The organism is Bradyrhizobium sp. CAR08 (assembly GCF_052871955.1).
The window spans coordinates 254,832-269,068 of sequence record NZ_JBIXJX010000010.1 but is presented as its reverse complement, the minus strand read 5'-3'; the positions used below and the strand labels follow the sequence as shown (position 1 = coordinate 269,068).

Annotated in this window: 16 protein-coding genes; 7 read left to right on the top strand and 9 right to left on the bottom strand. The window is 64.1% G+C overall.

Features of this window, described 5'->3' with window-relative positions; all coding sequences use genetic code 11:
• Positions 1 to 6: 6 nt before the first annotated feature.
• The 7 genes from ACIPUD_RS22495 to ACIPUD_RS22465 all read right to left on the bottom strand — a co-directional run bounded on the left by ACIPUD_RS22495 (position 7) and on the right by ACIPUD_RS22465 (position 6,370).
• A complete protein-coding gene (locus tag ACIPUD_RS22495; protein WP_085357710.1) occupies positions 7 to 750 on the bottom strand; it encodes an ABC transporter ATP-binding protein in 744 nt (247 codons plus the stop codon).
• Entirely contained in the window at positions 747 to 1,745 is a 999-nt protein-coding gene (locus tag ACIPUD_RS22490; protein ID WP_446481556.1) for a branched-chain amino acid ABC transporter permease, read from the bottom strand. Before ACIPUD_RS22490 ends, ACIPUD_RS22495 begins: the two co-directional genes overlap by 4 nt.
• Positions 1,742 to 2,617, bottom strand: a complete 876-nt coding sequence (locus ACIPUD_RS22485; RefSeq protein WP_018456032.1) for a branched-chain amino acid ABC transporter permease — start codon at positions 2,615 to 2,617, stop codon at positions 1,742 to 1,744. Before ACIPUD_RS22485 ends, ACIPUD_RS22490 begins: the two co-directional genes overlap by 4 nt.
• A gap of 97 nt (positions 2,618 to 2,714) precedes the next feature.
• On the bottom strand, positions 2,715 to 3,845 hold the full coding sequence (locus tag ACIPUD_RS22480; protein WP_018456033.1) for an ABC transporter substrate-binding protein: 1,131 nt from the start codon (positions 3,843 to 3,845) through the stop codon (positions 2,715 to 2,717).
• Between the two features lie 55 nt (positions 3,846 to 3,900).
• Complete coding sequence (locus ACIPUD_RS22475) at positions 3,901 to 4,779, bottom strand: shikimate dehydrogenase (protein ID WP_018456034.1); 879 nt, start codon at positions 4,777 to 4,779, stop codon at positions 3,901 to 3,903.
• Between the two features lie 143 nt (positions 4,780 to 4,922).
• The gene (locus ACIPUD_RS22470) at positions 4,923 to 5,861 is read right to left on the bottom strand and encodes a LysR family transcriptional regulator (RefSeq protein ID WP_018456035.1); all 939 of its coding nucleotides are present in this window, start codon (positions 5,859 to 5,861) and stop codon (positions 4,923 to 4,925) included.
• Positions 5,862 to 6,193: 332 nt separating this feature from the next.
• The gene (locus ACIPUD_RS22465; protein WP_018456036.1) at positions 6,194 to 6,370 is read right to left on the bottom strand and encodes a hypothetical protein; all 177 of its coding nucleotides are present in this window, start codon (positions 6,368 to 6,370) and stop codon (positions 6,194 to 6,196) included.
• Between the two features lie 167 nt (positions 6,371 to 6,537).
• On the opposite strand from ACIPUD_RS22465, the gene ACIPUD_RS22460 reads away from it, so the two are divergent.
• From ACIPUD_RS22460 to ACIPUD_RS22430, 7 genes are all read left to right on the top strand, one after another.
• Positions 6,538 to 7,266, top strand: a complete 729-nt coding sequence (locus tag ACIPUD_RS22460) for a helix-turn-helix transcriptional regulator (RefSeq protein WP_018456037.1) — start codon at positions 6,538 to 6,540, stop codon at positions 7,264 to 7,266.
• An 83-nt stretch (positions 7,267 to 7,349) separates the two neighbouring features.
• Positions 7,350 to 8,009, top strand: coding sequence for an acyl-homoserine-lactone synthase (locus ACIPUD_RS22455; RefSeq protein WP_446481555.1), 660 nt, complete (start codon positions 7,350 to 7,352; stop codon positions 8,007 to 8,009).
• 1 nt (position 8,010) lies between these two features.
• A complete protein-coding gene (locus ACIPUD_RS22450) occupies positions 8,011 to 8,229 on the top strand; it encodes a hypothetical protein (RefSeq protein WP_026233073.1) in 219 nt (72 codons plus the stop codon).
• A 309-nt stretch (positions 8,230 to 8,538) separates the two neighbouring features.
• Entirely contained in the window at positions 8,539 to 9,456 is a 918-nt protein-coding gene (locus ACIPUD_RS22445) for a branched-chain amino acid ABC transporter permease (protein WP_007615745.1), read from the top strand.
• The gene (locus ACIPUD_RS22440) at positions 9,453 to 10,397 is read left to right on the top strand and encodes a branched-chain amino acid ABC transporter permease (RefSeq protein ID WP_446481554.1); all 945 of its coding nucleotides are present in this window, start codon (positions 9,453 to 9,455) and stop codon (positions 10,395 to 10,397) included. The genes ACIPUD_RS22445 and ACIPUD_RS22440 overlap by 4 nt, the downstream gene beginning before the upstream one ends.
• Entirely contained in the window at positions 10,390 to 11,157 is a 768-nt protein-coding gene (locus ACIPUD_RS22435; RefSeq protein ID WP_018456042.1) for an ABC transporter ATP-binding protein, read from the top strand. The genes ACIPUD_RS22440 and ACIPUD_RS22435 overlap by 8 nt, the downstream gene beginning before the upstream one ends.
• A complete protein-coding gene (locus ACIPUD_RS22430; RefSeq protein WP_018456043.1) occupies positions 11,150 to 11,863 on the top strand; it encodes an ABC transporter ATP-binding protein in 714 nt (237 codons plus the stop codon). Before ACIPUD_RS22435 ends, ACIPUD_RS22430 begins: the two co-directional genes overlap by 8 nt.
• A 166-nt stretch (positions 11,864 to 12,029) precedes the next feature.
• Here the strand turns inward: ACIPUD_RS22430 and ACIPUD_RS22425 are convergent, their stop codons facing one another.
• Both ACIPUD_RS22425 and ACIPUD_RS22420 read right to left on the bottom strand, forming a co-directional pair.
• Positions 12,030 to 12,395, bottom strand: coding sequence for a hypothetical protein (locus ACIPUD_RS22425; RefSeq protein ID WP_446481553.1), 366 nt, complete (start codon positions 12,393 to 12,395; stop codon positions 12,030 to 12,032).
• A gap of 293 nt (positions 12,396 to 12,688) precedes the next feature.
• Positions 12,689 to 14,125: a glutamine synthetase family protein gene (locus ACIPUD_RS22420; RefSeq protein WP_204513151.1), complete on the bottom strand. Its 1,437-nt coding sequence runs from the start codon at positions 14,123 to 14,125 to the stop codon at positions 12,689 to 12,691.
• Between the last annotated feature and the right edge of the window lie 112 nt (positions 14,126 to 14,237).

Sequence of the window (14,237 nt, the reverse complement as noted above, 5' to 3'; positions counted from 1 at the left end):
GGTTCCTCAATGTCCGAGATAGGCTTCGATCACGGCGGGGTTCTTTCGCACCTCGTCCGGTCGTCCCATCGCCAGCACCTTGCCCTCCGCCATCACCATCACGCGCGAGCACAGCGACATCACGAATTCCATGTTGTGCTCGATCACGACGAACGTGGCGTTCTTCTCGCGGTTGATCGCGACCAGCCGCTCCTTCAGGTCCGTCAACATCGACGGGTTGACGCCGCCGGCGGGCTCGTCGAGCAGCACCAGCCGCGGTCCGCCCATGAAGGCCATGGCGGCGTCGAGCAGCTTTTGCTGGCCATAGGAGAGCCCGCCGGCGGGCTCGTCGGCGAGATGATCGAGCTTGAAAAAGCCGATCATCTGGTCGGCGGCCTCCGTCAGTCCGGCATCGGAGCGGCCGACCAGGCGCGAGGCCATGCTGCCCTGGTGCTCCTGTCCCGCGAGGATCAGGTTCTCGCGCACCGAGAGTTTGGGGAACACTTGCAGGAGCTGGAAGGTGCGGCTGACCCCGAGCTTGTTGAGCTCGGCGGGTCGCAAGCCCGTGACGACCTTGCCGTCGAGCTTGACCTCGCCGCCGCTCGGCGTGAGCTGGCCGAGAATGCAGTTGAACAGGGTCGACTTGCCGCAGCCGTTCGGGCCGATCAGGCCGAGGATCTCGCCCTCGCGGACGTCGAAAGAGACGCCGCCGACGGCGCTGATGCCGCCAAAATTCTTCTTGATGTCGGTGACTTCGAGGACCGCGCTCATTGCGCTGTCTCCAGCCGGGACTTTGCGACGGCGCGCTGGGCGGAGGCCGCCTTGGTGCGGCGTTCGGCGAGATAGCGGTCGAGGATTCCCAAAATGCCGGTCGGCGACCAGATCAGCAGCCCCATCACCGCGATCGCGTAGAGCATCAGATAATAGCCCTCGGTGAAGCGCAGCCACTCCGGCAACAGCACCGCGATCATCGCGCCGAGGAACGGACCCAGGAAGAATCCGGCGCCGCCGACGATCACCATCATCAGGAGGTCGAGCGAGAGCGACAGGTTGAACGGCACGGGATCGATATATTGCGTCAGCGGGGCATAGAGCGCGCCCGCGACGCCGCCGAGCGCCGAGCCGATCGCGAACGCCATCAGCGTATAGCGCCGCGTGTCGACGCCCAGCGACTGCGCCCGCAGCGGGTTTTCGCGCAGCGCCATGAAGGCGCGGCCCCAGGGCGAGCGGATCAGCCACCACACCGCGAGCGACACGATCGCGAGCGAGCCGAGACAGACATAGTAGAACGGCAGCGGCTTGTTGGTCGCGATGCCGAGAATGTGCGGACGCGGAATATTGGAGATGCCGTAGATGCCGCCGGTGAGCCAGCTCTCGTTGCGAAATACCAGGAAGGCCAGCGTGGAGAAGGCGAGCGTGACGAAGGCGAGGTAGTGATGCTGCACCCGCAGCGCGGGATAGCCGAGCACCCAGCCGACCGCGAAGCTCAAGCCGATCGCGACGACGATCGCCGCCGGCAGCGGCCAGCCATGCGTGGTCATGATCGCCGCGGCGTAAGCGCCGATGCCGACGAAGGCGCCCTGCGCCAGCGAGACCTGGCCGGCATAACCGAGCGTGAGGTTGAGGCCCATTGCGGCGATGGCCATCACCGCCCACTGGCTCAGGATGAACAGGCCATAGCGGTTGAAGTTCATGGGGACAACGATCAGCGCAGCGACCACGATGAGGCCGAACGCGATCTTGAGAGGTTTGGCGAAGCCGCTCATACGGTGCGCTCCTCGGCACGGCCGAGCAAGCCCTGCGGTCGGAACAGGATGACGGCGATCAGGAAGATCATAGGCACGGCGGCGCGGTACTGCGTTGAAACATAGGCGGCCGCGAGATTGTCGAGCACGCCGATCAGGAGGCCCCCTGCGATCGCGCCGCGCACCTGGTTGAACCCGCCGACGATCGCGGCGATGAAGGCGGCCTGGCCCAGTACCTCGCCCGACGTGAATTTCGCGAGGTAGATCGGCGTGATCAACAGCGAGGCGAGAGCGACCAGGAACGCGTTGATCAGGAAAGTCAGGAGAATCATGCGCTCGACCGGGACGCCGATGATGCGCGCCACCGTCGGGTTCTGCGCCGCCGCCTGCATCTGGTGGCCGAGCGAGGTGCGGTTGAGAAGCGCAGTCAAGCCGAAGACGGCAAGGATGGCGAGGACGAGGACGCCGATGCTTTGCAGCGAGACGGCATGGCCAAGGATGGAGACGTCGCCGGTCGGCACGATCGAGGGGAAGGGTGAGGCTTCGGCGCTGAAGAACTGCTTTACGGCCTCCTTGAGACCGATCGCGAGCGCCATGGTCGCGATCGCGAGCGGCAGCACGCCATGGCGCAACATCGGATCCACCAGCAGCATCTTGAAGGCGAGGCCGAGCAGGAGCATCGAAAGCAGGATGCCGAGGATGATCGCGAGCCAGAACGGCGCGCCGGCATGCATCGCCGCCAGCATCAGGAACGCCGGCAGCATCACGAACTCGCCTTGTGCGAAATTGATGGTCTGCGAGGTCTGCCACAGCAGCGTGAAGCCGACCGCGACCAGCGCATAGATCGCGCCGGTGGCAAGTCCAGCGACCAGAAGATCGAACAGATTGGACATTTTCCCCTCTCGGCGCTCGCGCTCTGTCTCCCCGCTCTCCTCGCTCGTCCTTCTCCCTCTCCCCGCGAAGGGCGGGGCGAGGCAGAAGGGCAAGACCTCACTTCACCTTCGGCAGCACCTGCTTCACGACTTGCTTGCCTTCGACCACCTCGACCAGAAAGCTCTGGCGGTCGATGTCGCCGGTCTCGCTGAAGGTGACGTCCATCAAGATGCCCGGCTCGTCGGCGGCCTTGATGGTCAGGCCATGCAGGGTGTCGGCGAACGCCTTGGAATCGACCTTGCCCATCTTGTCGGTGGTGGCCTTCACCATGTAGACCGCGAGATAGCCTTTCAGCCCGTTATGGTCGGGCACGTAATTGTACTTCTTCGCGAACTTGTCGCGAAACGCCTTGATCAGGTCGACCGGCGCGTCGGTGGTGAGACCGACATGGCCGCGCGCGCCGTTGGCGGCATCGCCCGCAAGCTCGATCACCTTCTGGCCGATCAGCGTGGTCTCGCCCATCAGCGGTGCGGTGACGCCCTGGCGCTTCAGCTCCTTGAGGATGCGTGCGCTCTCTTCCTCGTTCAAATAGACGAATACGGCGTCGGGATTGGCGGCCTTGATCTTGCCGACGTCGGCGGCGAAATCGGCCTGGCCCGCCTCGGTGGAGAGATCGGCGACGACCTTGGAGCCGAGACGGTCGAGCTCCTTGACGACGACATCGCGGCCGCCGCGGCCAAAGTCATTGTTGACCCAGACCACGGCGACCGACTTCGCCTTCATGTCGTCGTGAATGTATTTGGCGACCTTCGGCATCGAGGATTGCTGGCCGAACGAGGTGCGGAACAGGAATTTGTTTCCGCCTTGCGTCAGCTCGGCGGCTTCGCCACCCATGATCTGCGCGATGCCGGCTTCGGCCGCCAGCGGCGCGGTCACCTTCACCGAGCCGGAATAGCCGGGTCCGAGCAGCACATAGGGCTCGGCGTCGAGCGCCTTCTGCACCTGCGCGCGCGCGACGCCCGGGTTGGATTGCGAATCCGCATGAGTGACTTCGAGCTTGCGGCCGAGCACGCCGCCCTTGGCGTTGATCTCCTCGATCGCGAGGTCGATGCCGTTCTTCCAGTTGGTGCCGACGGTGGCGCCGCCCCCGGAAAGCTCGGCGACGTCGGCGAGCTTGATCGCCTGGGCGTGCACGCTGGTTGCAGTCGCGAAGGCAAGCAGGGCGCCCGCCAGCAAAGTCGATTTCATGGTTTCTCCTCCTGTTTCGTGATGGTGTCCGCGGCCTTGTGTCCGGCCGTTTCGGTTACGCTGCGTGATAGGCCGAGCTTCGTGCCGCCATCACCTCGTCGAATGCCTCTCCCATGATCTCGGTGGATGGGGCAAGGCCAGTGAACAGTTCGAAAGCGTCGGCGGCCTGGTAGATCGCAAGCTCCCGTCCGGTCATGATCCGCGCGCCCTTGGCTTGGGCAGCCGCCAGCAGCGGCGTGATCAGCGGCGAATAGACGGCGTCGGCGACCCACAGGTTTTGACGTAGCAGCGTCGGCGCGACCGGCGTTTCCCGGTTCGGCAGCATGCCGACCGGCGTGCCGTTGACGAGGCCCGTTGCGCCGTCGAGCGCGGCCTCGACGCTTGCGGCGACCCTGGCGCCACCCTGTTTGTCGAGCAGCGCGGCGAGTTTTTCGGCGCGTGCCGGCTCGCTGTCGAAGATACGGATGTCGGTCACGTCAAGGCTCGCCAGGGCAAACGCGATGGCCTTGCCGACGCCGCCGGTGCCGATCACGGCGACTGCGTTTCCAGAGGCCGCCAGCAGCGGCGCGACGGCGCGCGCAAAGCCCGTCGTGTCGGTGTTGTGGCCGATCAGCCGGCCGTTCCTGACGACGACGGTGTTGACCGCGCCCATGGCGGCGGCACCCGGTGCCAGTTCATCGAGCAGCGGGACCACCGCCTCCTTGTAGGGAAAAGTGACGTTGACGCCGGCAAAGCCGAGCCGCCGCACGCCCTCGAGCATCATGCGGAGCCCGCCCGCGTCGGCGCCGGCGACCTCGATGAGCTGGTAATGGCCGCGCAGCCCAAGCCCCTCCGCGGCGCGCTCATGCATGGCAGGGGAGGCAGAATGCGCGATGGGTGCGCCGATCAGGCCGGTCAGGAGCTTTTTGGGTGCGGCGGGTCCGCGCTTTGACATGGTTCGCTATCGTCTCGTTGGGAGCGTTTGATCCCGGCCTTTAGCGGGGAGATCCGCCCAATTCCAAGGGGCTTCCCCCAGGAACGATAGCCTTTCCTCGGCCTAACACAATTACCCTTTTGTGCTGCAAACCTAACATAATGTTATCTCTTCCGCGCCCGTGGCGGCGCGGCCCTGCCTTTGCCCCGCGACGGCTCGACCGCGCGCATCTCCGCGCGCAGGGACTCGATGAAATACTCGACATGAAGCGACAGCGGCGCGCCGCGCTTCACCGCGATATAGGTGTCGAATCGCGTCGGCTCGGTGATCTTGATCAGCTCGATGCCGGGATAGCCCCCATGGGCCACCGTGAACTGGTCGATGATGGCGATGCCGAGCCCCGCCTTCACCAGCGCGCAGACCGTGGTGCCGAAGCGGGCGCGGATGGTGATGTTGTACTCGAGGCGGTGGCGCGCGAAGATCTCGGCCATGATCCGCCCGTAGGGATCATTGGGATCGATGCCGATCAGCGGATAGCGCGTGATCTCGGCGGCGGAGACCTGCTTGCGGCCGGCGAGCTCGTGGCCCGGCGGCACGATGCAATAGAGCTCGCCCGAGGCGAGCGGCATGAAGTCGAGCCCGGAATGCTCCAGGCGATAGCTCATCGCCACGCACTCGCCGCGGCCGAGCATGAGATAGTCGATGGCTTCCTCGAGCTTGAGGATGTTGATGTCGATGCCCAAATCCGGATAGCGCCGCCGGACCCGCTCGATCGCGCGCGGCACCATGACTTGCGAAATGCTCGGCACCGAGCCGATGCGCAATTCCGACAATCCGCCGCGCCCGATCTTGGAGATGATCTCGGAGAGGTCGTCGACCTTCTTGTAGACGCCGTTGATCTGCTCGAAGATGTTCTCGGCTTCCGGCGTCGGGAAATAGCGGCCGTTCTGGCGCTGGAAGAAGCGGATGCCGAGCGAGCGCTCGGTATATTTCACCAGGCGGCTGATGCCCGGCGCCGAAACGTTCAGCAGCTTCGCCGCGCCGCCGATCGTGCCCGTCACCATCACGGCACGGATCACTTCAACCTGGCGCAGCGTCATCATGTCCTGGGCATCCGAAGGTAATCGTGGTCGGCGCTGCCTTTCCCTCTTCCCTTGTGGGAGAGGGCGGATCGCCGCGATAGCGCGAGGCGGGTGAGGGGTTCTCTCCCCGCACGAGCCTCGCGCATTTGAACGCGTGGAAACAACCCCTCATCCGGCGCCATAGCCGATGCGAAGCGTCGGCGTTTTGTTTTAAGAACGGCGGCCGAAGGCCGCCTATGCCACTTCTCCCACAAGGGGAGAAGGAAGGAAACATTCGCGTTCGGTTGTTCGGTTCAGATCAGAGGAAGGCATGGCGCCGAACGGACCGTTCGTGCGCTCACAGCAATTGCGTGCTAGCTCGCCGGTCCGTCCGGCGTGGCGCTCTCTGCCGGCTTGCTGCGCTCGCTTTGCAGCACCCCGCGTGCGAACTCGATGATCTTCTGCTTGTTTGCCGTTTCGCGGACGGCGAAAAATACGCGGTTGAGTTCCAGGCCGAGCACGCTGTTGAGGGCGATGTCCTCGTCTTCCATCGTGGTTTCCCCGCTTCAGACATTGTAGGTGTATCTTGACGTCCCTTCTTCCACAAGTAGATGAAGCCTTCGGGGTCAATGGGATACCGGGAAACTACGGAATCCGTGAATTGAGGCAGTGCCCAAAGACGTGCTATATCGCACAGCGAGGGTCAGGAAACGCACCGATGTCCGCCGTGGATTATGGCCGGGAAGCGCTCGACTTCATCGAGGGGCTTGGGGCCTATCGCAAGGTGCCCGACGCCATGAATGCGCTCGAATCGGCCTTTGGTCGCTTCGGTTTTGAAACCATCATCGTGACGGGGTTGCCCAATCCCGACCAACAGTTTGCACAGATGGTGCTCGCCAAGCGCTGGCCGGCGGGCTGGTTTGGTCTCTACACCGAAAATAACTACGACCGTTTCGACCCGGTGGTGCGGTTGTGCCGCCAGTCAGTCAACCCGTTCGAATGGTCGGAAGCACCCTATGATGCGGAGCTCGAGCCGAACGCGGCCGAGGTGATGAACCGCGCCACCGATTTTCGCATGACGCGCGGCTTCATTGTGCCGATCCACGGACTCACCGGCTACGAGGCCGCGGTGTCGCTCGGGGGCGTCCATCTCGACCTCAATCCCCGCAGCAAGCCGGCACTGCACCTGATGGCGATGTATGGCTTCGACCACATTCGCCGTCTGCTCGATCCAGCGCCGTATCCCTCGGCACGCCTCACCCCGCGCGAGCGCGAGGTGATCGCCTGGGCCTCGCAGGGCAAATCGGCCTGGGAAATCGGCGAGATCCTGCACATCACGCAGCGCACCGCCGAAGAGCATCTTGCAACCGCCGGGCGCAAGCTCGGAGCCGTCAACCGTACGCATGCGGTAGCACTGGCGATTCGCAACAAGATCATCAATCCCTAAGCGACGTACTGGGAAATTTCCCAATACCGAACCATCCTCTTTTCGCAGAGGGTGCCCTCCATTGAGGATGAATGGGGGTTTTCATGATTCACGCCATTTCTGCAGTAAATCGCCACCTTTACGAAGATGTGCTCGATCAGCATTTCCGGCTGCGGCACGACATCTTCGTCGAAGAGCGGCGCTGGGAGACGCTGCGCAGGCCGGATTGCCGCGAAATCGATTCCTATGACGACGAGGACACGGTTTATCTGCTTGCGCTGGAGGGACGCCGCGTCATCGGCGGTCACCGGCTCTACCCGACCACCAAGCCTTCGATGATGAGCGAGGTCTTTCCCCATCTGGCAGCGGTGCGCGGCTACCCGGTGGATCCTCTGGTCTGGGAATGGTCGCGCTACTTCGTCGTGCGCGATCGCCGCGACGGCGCGCTCAACCTGCAACTGATGGCGGCCGTGCAGGAGTTCTGCCTCGGTCAGGGGATCGCGCAGGTCAGCGCGATCATGGAAACCTGGTGGTTGCCGCGCTTTCATGAGGCCGGCTTCGTCGTGACCCCGCTCGGTCTGCCGGCACTGGTGGAGAACGCATGGACCATTGCGGCGACCATCGACATTCTCCGCGAGACGCTCGATGCCCTGCATGATCGCATCGGCGTGCCTTCCATCGTCCAACAGGACGGTCCGCGTATCAATTGCATCGCCCTTGCCAACCTCTGCGGCCTCGCTGCCGCGCAACGAAAGAGCGCCTGAGATGTCGAACATGATGCGGGACAGCCAGATCATGGCGCAGATCAAGGACGAAAATCTGGGCTACATGTCCGACATGGCGCTCGAACTCGCGCAGATGGCGGAAGACACCGGATTGGCGACGCTCGCCTATCTGTTCCGGATGGCGGCGCTGGAGGCCTCGACGGCCAACAGCGTGCTTGCCGAGCCGGATGACCTTCGCCGGCAGATGACGTCGCACTAGGCGTCTCCATCCACACGTTGCGACGAATTCACACCCTCTCTCCCGCAACGGAGGGAGGGTGATCCGTTTGGGTGCGGCAGGTTGACCCATCCTGCGCGGCAGTCTTCTTGCAAGACCGATTGCAGGGCCAGGACCGATCGGATGCATCGGCATGCAACAAAGTGCATGTTGGGTGTCGAATCGCTCTTGCCTCGGAACGATACTGCCATTACCCATTTTTCCGCCTTGTCCAGGCAGGGGGAGCTCTTTCACTGATGGCGACCGTGTTCGAACATCGGCGCGAACCTGCGTGCGCCTGAAAGAGTTTTGATGCTGCTCGTCGTCGAACAGTTCTTGAACGGATTGCAGTTTGGCCTGCTGCTGTTCCTGCTCGCCGCCGGCCTGACGCTGGTGTTCGGGATCATGGATCTCGTCAACCTCGCGCACGGCTCGCTGTACATGATGGGCGCCTATTTCGCCGCGACCTTCGCAGCCTGGACCGGAAGCTTCCTGCTCGGTGCGCTATTGGCGCTCGGCGCGACGCTCGTGCTCGGCATCGTGCTCGAGATGACCGCGCTGCGGCATCTCTACGGACGAGACCATCTTGACCACGTGCTCGCGACCTTCGGCCTGATCCTGTTCTTCAACGAGGCCGTGCGGCTGATCTGGGGGCCGGCCGGCCTTGCGCTGCCGCTGCCGGCCTGGCTCACCGTGCCGGTGCCGATCCTGCCGGGCATTCACTATCCCGCTTATCGCCTCGCCATCATCGTCGTGGCGCTGCTGGTTGCGCTGCTGCTCTATCTCGGCGTGATGCGCACCCGCATCGGCATGCTGATCCGGGCCGGCGCCTCCAATCGCGAGATGATCGGTGCGCTCGGCATCAACATCAAGCTGCTCTACACCCTGGTGTTCGGCCTCGGTGCCGCGCTCGCCGGTCTTGCCGGGTTGATGCAGGCGCCGATCCTCACCGTGCAGATCGGGATGGGCGAGAACATTCTGATCCTCGCCTTCGTCATCATCGTGATCGGCGGCATCGGCTCGATCCGGGGCGCGTTCCTGGCCGCGATCTTCGTCGGCATGATCGACACCCTCGGCCGCGCCTTCCTGCCCAATTTGTTGAGGCAGGTGCTGAGCGGCGCCGCGGCCTCCACCGCCGCGCCCGCGTTGTCGTCCATGCTGATCTACCTGCTGATGGCGATCGTGCTGGTGGTGCGTCCGGAGGGGCTGTTTCCGGCCAACCGCCGATGAAGGCTTTCACTGTGAGCAAGGTGGTCACGGTCCTGCTGCTGGCGGGCCTCGTGCTGCTGCCGCTCTATTCGCAAGCATCCGGCAACATCTTCATCCTGACGCTGCTCACCCGCATCGTCATCCTGGCCCTGGCGGCCGCGAGCCTCAACCTCATCATGGGTTTTGGCGGCATGATGAGTTTTGGCCATGCCGCCTATCTCGGTATCGGCGGCTATGCGGTCGGCATGCTGGCGCAGGAAGGCGTGGGCTCGGGCTTCATCCAGTTTCCGGTCGCGCTTGCGGCCTCCGCGCTTTATGCGTTGGTGATCGGCGCGCTGTCTTTGCGCACCCGCGGCGTCTATTTCATCATGATCACGCTGGCGTTCGCGCAGATGGCCTATTACGTCGCCTCGGGGCTGGCGCGTTATGGCGGCGATGACGGCCTCACCGTCTACAAGCGCAGCGACTTCTCCGGGCTGATTAATCTGTCGAACCGCACGCAATTCTATTATCTCTGCCTCGCCTGCCTGTTCGGCGTGGTCTTCCTGATCTGGCGCATCGTCAATTCGCGCTTCGGCCTCGTCCTGCAGGGCCTGCGCTCCAACGAGCAGCGCATGCAGGCGATCGGCTTTCCCTCGAAACGTTACCAGCTGGTCTGCTTCGTCATCTCGGGCATGATGTGCGGCCTCGCCGGCGCGCTGCTCGCCAACAACACCGATTTCGTCAGCCCGGCCGCGATGTACTGGACCCGTTCCGGCGACCTCATGGTGATGGTGATCCTCGGGGGCATGGGCACGCTGTTCGGTCCGGTCATCGGCGCGGTGGTGTATTTGTTGCTGGAAGAGTTCTTGTCGCAGCTCACCGAATACTGGGCGCTGATCATGGGTCCGCTGCTGCTGCTGATCGTGCTGTTCGGCCGCGGCGGCATCATGGGCCTGCTCGGGAGGTTCAATCGTGGCTGAGCCGCTGCTCCGCGTCGACAGGCTGGTGCGCCGCTTCGGTGGCATCATTGCGACGGACAACGTCTCGCTCGACGTTGCGGCAGGCGAGCTGCACGCCATCATCGGCCCGAACGGCGCCGGCAAGACCACGCTGATCAGCCAGCTCACAGGGCATCTGGAGCCGCATTCCGGCAGCGTCTCGCTGGCGGGGCGCGACATCACCTATCTGCCGGCCTATCGCCGCTGCGCGCTGGGCCTGGCACGTTCGTTCCAGATCACCTCGCTGCTGCTCGATTTCACCGCCGCCGACAATGTCGCGCTCGCGGCGCAAGCGCATGCCGGCACCTCGTTCCGTTTCTTCGCCGATGCACGCAAGGAGAAGGGCCTGCGCGATGCCGCGCATGCCGCGCTCGACCGCGTCGGTCTCGTCCATCGTGCCGATGTGCTGGTGTCCAGGCTCAGTCATGGCGAGCGTCGCCAGATCGAGCTGGCGGTTGCGCTGGCAAGCAAGCCGAAGCTTTTGCTGCTCGACGAGCCGATGGCGGGACTCGGCGTCACCGAATCCCAGCGCATGGTGCAGCTGCTCCAGGAGCTGCGCAAGGAGGTCTCGATCGTCCTGGTCGAACACGACATGCCGGCGGTGTTTGCGCTCGCCGACCGCATCTCCGTGCTGGTCTATGGCCGCGTCATCGCCTCCGGCGATCCGGCCGCGATTCGGGCGAACGAGGACGTCAAGCGCGCCTATCTCGGCGAGGCCCATGTGGTGACGCACCATGGATGACACGCTGCTCGAGGTCGACGGCATCGAGACCTGCTACGGCCTGTCCCAGGTGCTGTTCGGCTTGTCGCTGTCGGTCAAATCAGGCGAGATGGTCTCGCTGATGGGCCGCAACGGCATGGGCAAGACCACGACCATCCGCTCCATCATGGGCCTGACGCCGGCGCGGGCAGGCAGCATCCGCTTTGCAGGTTCGGAAGTGCGGACGCAACCGTCCTACAGGATCGCGCAACTCGGTGTCGGCCTCGTCCCCGAGGGGCGGCAGATTTTCCCGAACCTCACCGTGCGCGAAAACCTGGTCGCGGCCGCGGCCGATCGTTTCGGCAGCAGCAATCCCTGGACGCTGGCGGCGATCTACGTGATGTTTCCTCGCCTGGCCGAGCGCGCTTCCAATATGGGCAACCAGCTCTCCGGCGGCGAGCAGCAGATGCTCGCCATCGGCCGCGCGCTGATGACCAACCCGAAGCTGCTCATCCTGGATGAAGCGACCGAAGGCCTGGCGCCTCTGATCCGCGAAGAGATCTGGAGCTGCCTGTCGCTGCTCAAGAGCCGGGGACAGTCGATCCTGGTCGTCGACAAGAACGTCGACCACCTCGCCCGCATCTGCGACCGCCACACCATCATCGAGCGCGGCAAGACGGTATGGAGCGGCACCTCGGACGAGCTGTTGGCCGAGCCGGATCTGCAGCACAAATATCTAGGGATTTGAGGGTGAGGGCGCGATGCTGGGCGCCGCTCATACGTTATCGTCCTGGCGAAAGCCAGGACCCATAGCCACCGAATTCAGTTTGGCGAAGATTGGCGGTTAGCAGCCGCGTGCGAGAACTTTTCCCTGGGGTAATGGGTCCTGGCTTTCGCCAGGACGACATTGGCAATCACCAGTAAATCCCGTGCCGATGCAGTTCGCGAATCACGCGGGCCTCGGTGGATGGCTGGCGACGTTTCGGCTTGGTCGTTTCTCTTGTGCTGGCAATCGGCGCGGCACTGGACTGAGTTGCGGCCGGAGCGATCGCGGTTGTCGTCGCAGTCGCTGCCGGAGACGTTGAAGCTGGGGCCGTGGTCGCCGTCTGGACATTCGTGGGTGCTGCCGCCGGAGCTTGTGGCGGCGTGGCTGCTGTCGTTCCCGGCTCGGCGGTCTGCTGGCTCGCATTTGTCGCCGCAAGGCTAAGGCTCCGTGGTCCGCCGGCATAGGCCTGGCTTCCCAGCAGCGACATTGCCGCGATCAGGATCAGCTTTCGCATGACACCCTCCGTTCGCTAGTCAATCGCTCTTACCTAAATCCGCTGGGCCTCTATCGCGACGAGCGACCCGCCCCGATCTCAATCAGAGTGGCGCGGCAGGACAGGCGATAGATCAAACTGAACAGATGACCCCACATGACCGAACTCCTTTGTTGATCACGGAGCAAATCTACACCGCCCATTTTTCCGGCGGTTTTCGCGGGCCTTGGAAAATAGCTTCGTCGGGAGCGGTGAAATGTCGTCGGAACTGAGCGGACGAAGTCGCCTCACGGGGAGGTGAGGGCGTGTCTGGCTCAAAACACCTCGAAATATTCGCGGTGCTCCCAGTCGGTCACCTCGGACAGAAAGCGGTCGATCTCGGCATTCTTGATGTGGGTGTAATAATCGACGAACTCAGGCCCGAGCTTTTCGCGGAAGAACGGATCGTCCTTCAGCGCGCTGACCGCGTCGCGCAGCGATTTCGGCAACAGCGGCGCCTTGGTTTCGTAAGGCGTGTCGGCCGACGGGCCGGGATCGAGCTTGCGGTCGACCCCGTCGAGGCCGGAGAGGATCTGCGAGGCCATGTAGAGATAAGGATTGGCGGCGGGCTCGCCGATGCGGTTTTCCAGGCGCGTGGCGGCGTCGCCGGCGGCGCCGAGCACGCGGATCATCACGCCGCGATTGTCGCGGCCCCAGATCGCGCGGTCCGGCGCCAGCGAATAGGAGCGGTAGCGCTTGTAGCCATTGATGGTCGGGGTGGTGAACACGGTCGACGCGCGGGCGTGGTCGAGCAGGCCCGCAAGCCAGGCGCGGGCGAACGCGCTGAGCGGCTCGCCGCCGTCTTTGGCCATGAACTGGTTCTCGCCGGTCGCGCGCGAGACCACCGATTGGTGCAGATGCCAGCCGCTCGCGAACAGGTTCGGCAGCTTCGGCCGGCACATGAACGTGGCGTGATAGCCGTGGCGGTGCGCGATCTGCTTCACGGCAGAGCGAAACAGCACCATGTTGTCCGCGGGCTCAATGCCCTTCTTCGGGGCGAAGGTGAATTCGCACTGGCTCGGCCCGAACTCCACCTCGACCGAGCGCAAGGGCAGACCGAGCGCGACGATGTCACGCCGCAAGATCTCCAGCACCGGCTCCATCTGGTCGAAGCGCTGCTCGGTGAGGTATTGATAGCCGTGGCTGAGCAGGCTCACCGAAGGCGGTGTGCCGGGCTGGCCGGCATCCTCCGGGCGCATATGCGGATCGTCGAGCTTGAAGATGTGGAATTCGACCTCGAGGCCCGCCACGAAATCATGGCCGCGACTTGCGAGCTCGTCGAGCACCTTGCGATAGAGCCCGCGCGTCGCGAACGGCACGGGACGGCCGTCGTTGAAATAGAGGTCGCAGAGAACCCAGCCCGTGGTTGGCGCCCATGGCAAAACGCGAAACGTCGTGGGATCGGCGACCATCAGCACGTCGGCCGCGCCCTCCATCTCCTTCATGCCGAAGCCGCCGCCTGACGTGAACACCGGAAACACCGTGCGGTGCGAGGTGTCCTTGGCGAGCATGGTGGTGGTGATGGAGCAGCCGCTCTCCAGCGAGGCGATCGCCTCGGAGGCGACGATGGTCTTGCCGCGCAAAATGCCGTGCTGGTCCGGGAAGGCGAGGCGGATGACCTCGAGATTCTTCTCGTCGACGATGCGCCGCACGCGCAATGCGGCGTCCTTCTGCTCATCCGACCACAGCGCATGACGCGCGACGAAAGTCACTTTGGCAGTTCCTTCTTGCTCGGCGAGAGTATAGCGGACACTGTCATCGTCCGCGAAGGCGGACGATCCAGTATTCCAGAGACGTCCGTGTGTTCACGAGAGGCCGCGACGT

Coding starts and splice junctions, on each gene's coding strand:
- ACIPUD_RS22495 (WP_085357710.1), bottom strand. CDS start 750: ATGAGCGCGGTCCTCGAAGTCACCGACATCAAGAAGAATTTTGGCGGC.
- ACIPUD_RS22490 (WP_446481556.1), bottom strand. CDS start 1,745: ATGAGCGGCTTCGCCAAACCTCTCAAGATCGCGTTCGGCCTCATCGTG.
- ACIPUD_RS22485 (WP_018456032.1), bottom strand. CDS start 2,617: ATGTCCAATCTGTTCGATCTTCTGGTCGCTGGACTTGCCACCGGCGCG.
- ACIPUD_RS22480 (WP_018456033.1), bottom strand. CDS start 3,845: ATGAAATCGACTTTGCTGGCGGGCGCCCTGCTTGCCTTCGCGACTGCA.
- ACIPUD_RS22475 (WP_018456034.1), bottom strand. CDS start 4,779: ATGTCAAAGCGCGGACCCGCCGCACCCAAAAAGCTCCTGACCGGCCTG.
- ACIPUD_RS22470 (WP_018456035.1), bottom strand. CDS start 5,861: ATGATGACGCTGCGCCAGGTTGAAGTGATCCGTGCCGTGATGGTGACG.
- ACIPUD_RS22465 (WP_018456036.1), bottom strand. CDS start 6,370: ATGGAAGACGAGGACATCGCCCTCAACAGCGTGCTCGGCCTGGAACTC.
- ACIPUD_RS22460 (WP_018456037.1), top strand. CDS start 6,538: ATGTCCGCCGTGGATTATGGCCGGGAAGCGCTCGACTTCATCGAGGGG.
- ACIPUD_RS22455 (WP_446481555.1), top strand. CDS start 7,350: ATGATTCACGCCATTTCTGCAGTAAATCGCCACCTTTACGAAGATGTG.
- ACIPUD_RS22450 (WP_026233073.1), top strand. CDS start 8,011: ATGTCGAACATGATGCGGGACAGCCAGATCATGGCGCAGATCAAGGAC.
- ACIPUD_RS22445 (WP_007615745.1), top strand. CDS start 8,539: ATGCTGCTCGTCGTCGAACAGTTCTTGAACGGATTGCAGTTTGGCCTG.
- ACIPUD_RS22440 (WP_446481554.1), top strand. CDS start 9,453: ATGAAGGCTTTCACTGTGAGCAAGGTGGTCACGGTCCTGCTGCTGGCG.
- ACIPUD_RS22430 (WP_018456043.1), top strand. CDS start 11,150: ATGGATGACACGCTGCTCGAGGTCGACGGCATCGAGACCTGCTACGGC.
- ACIPUD_RS22425 (WP_446481553.1), bottom strand. CDS start 12,395: ATGCGAAAGCTGATCCTGATCGCGGCAATGTCGCTGCTGGGAAGCCAG.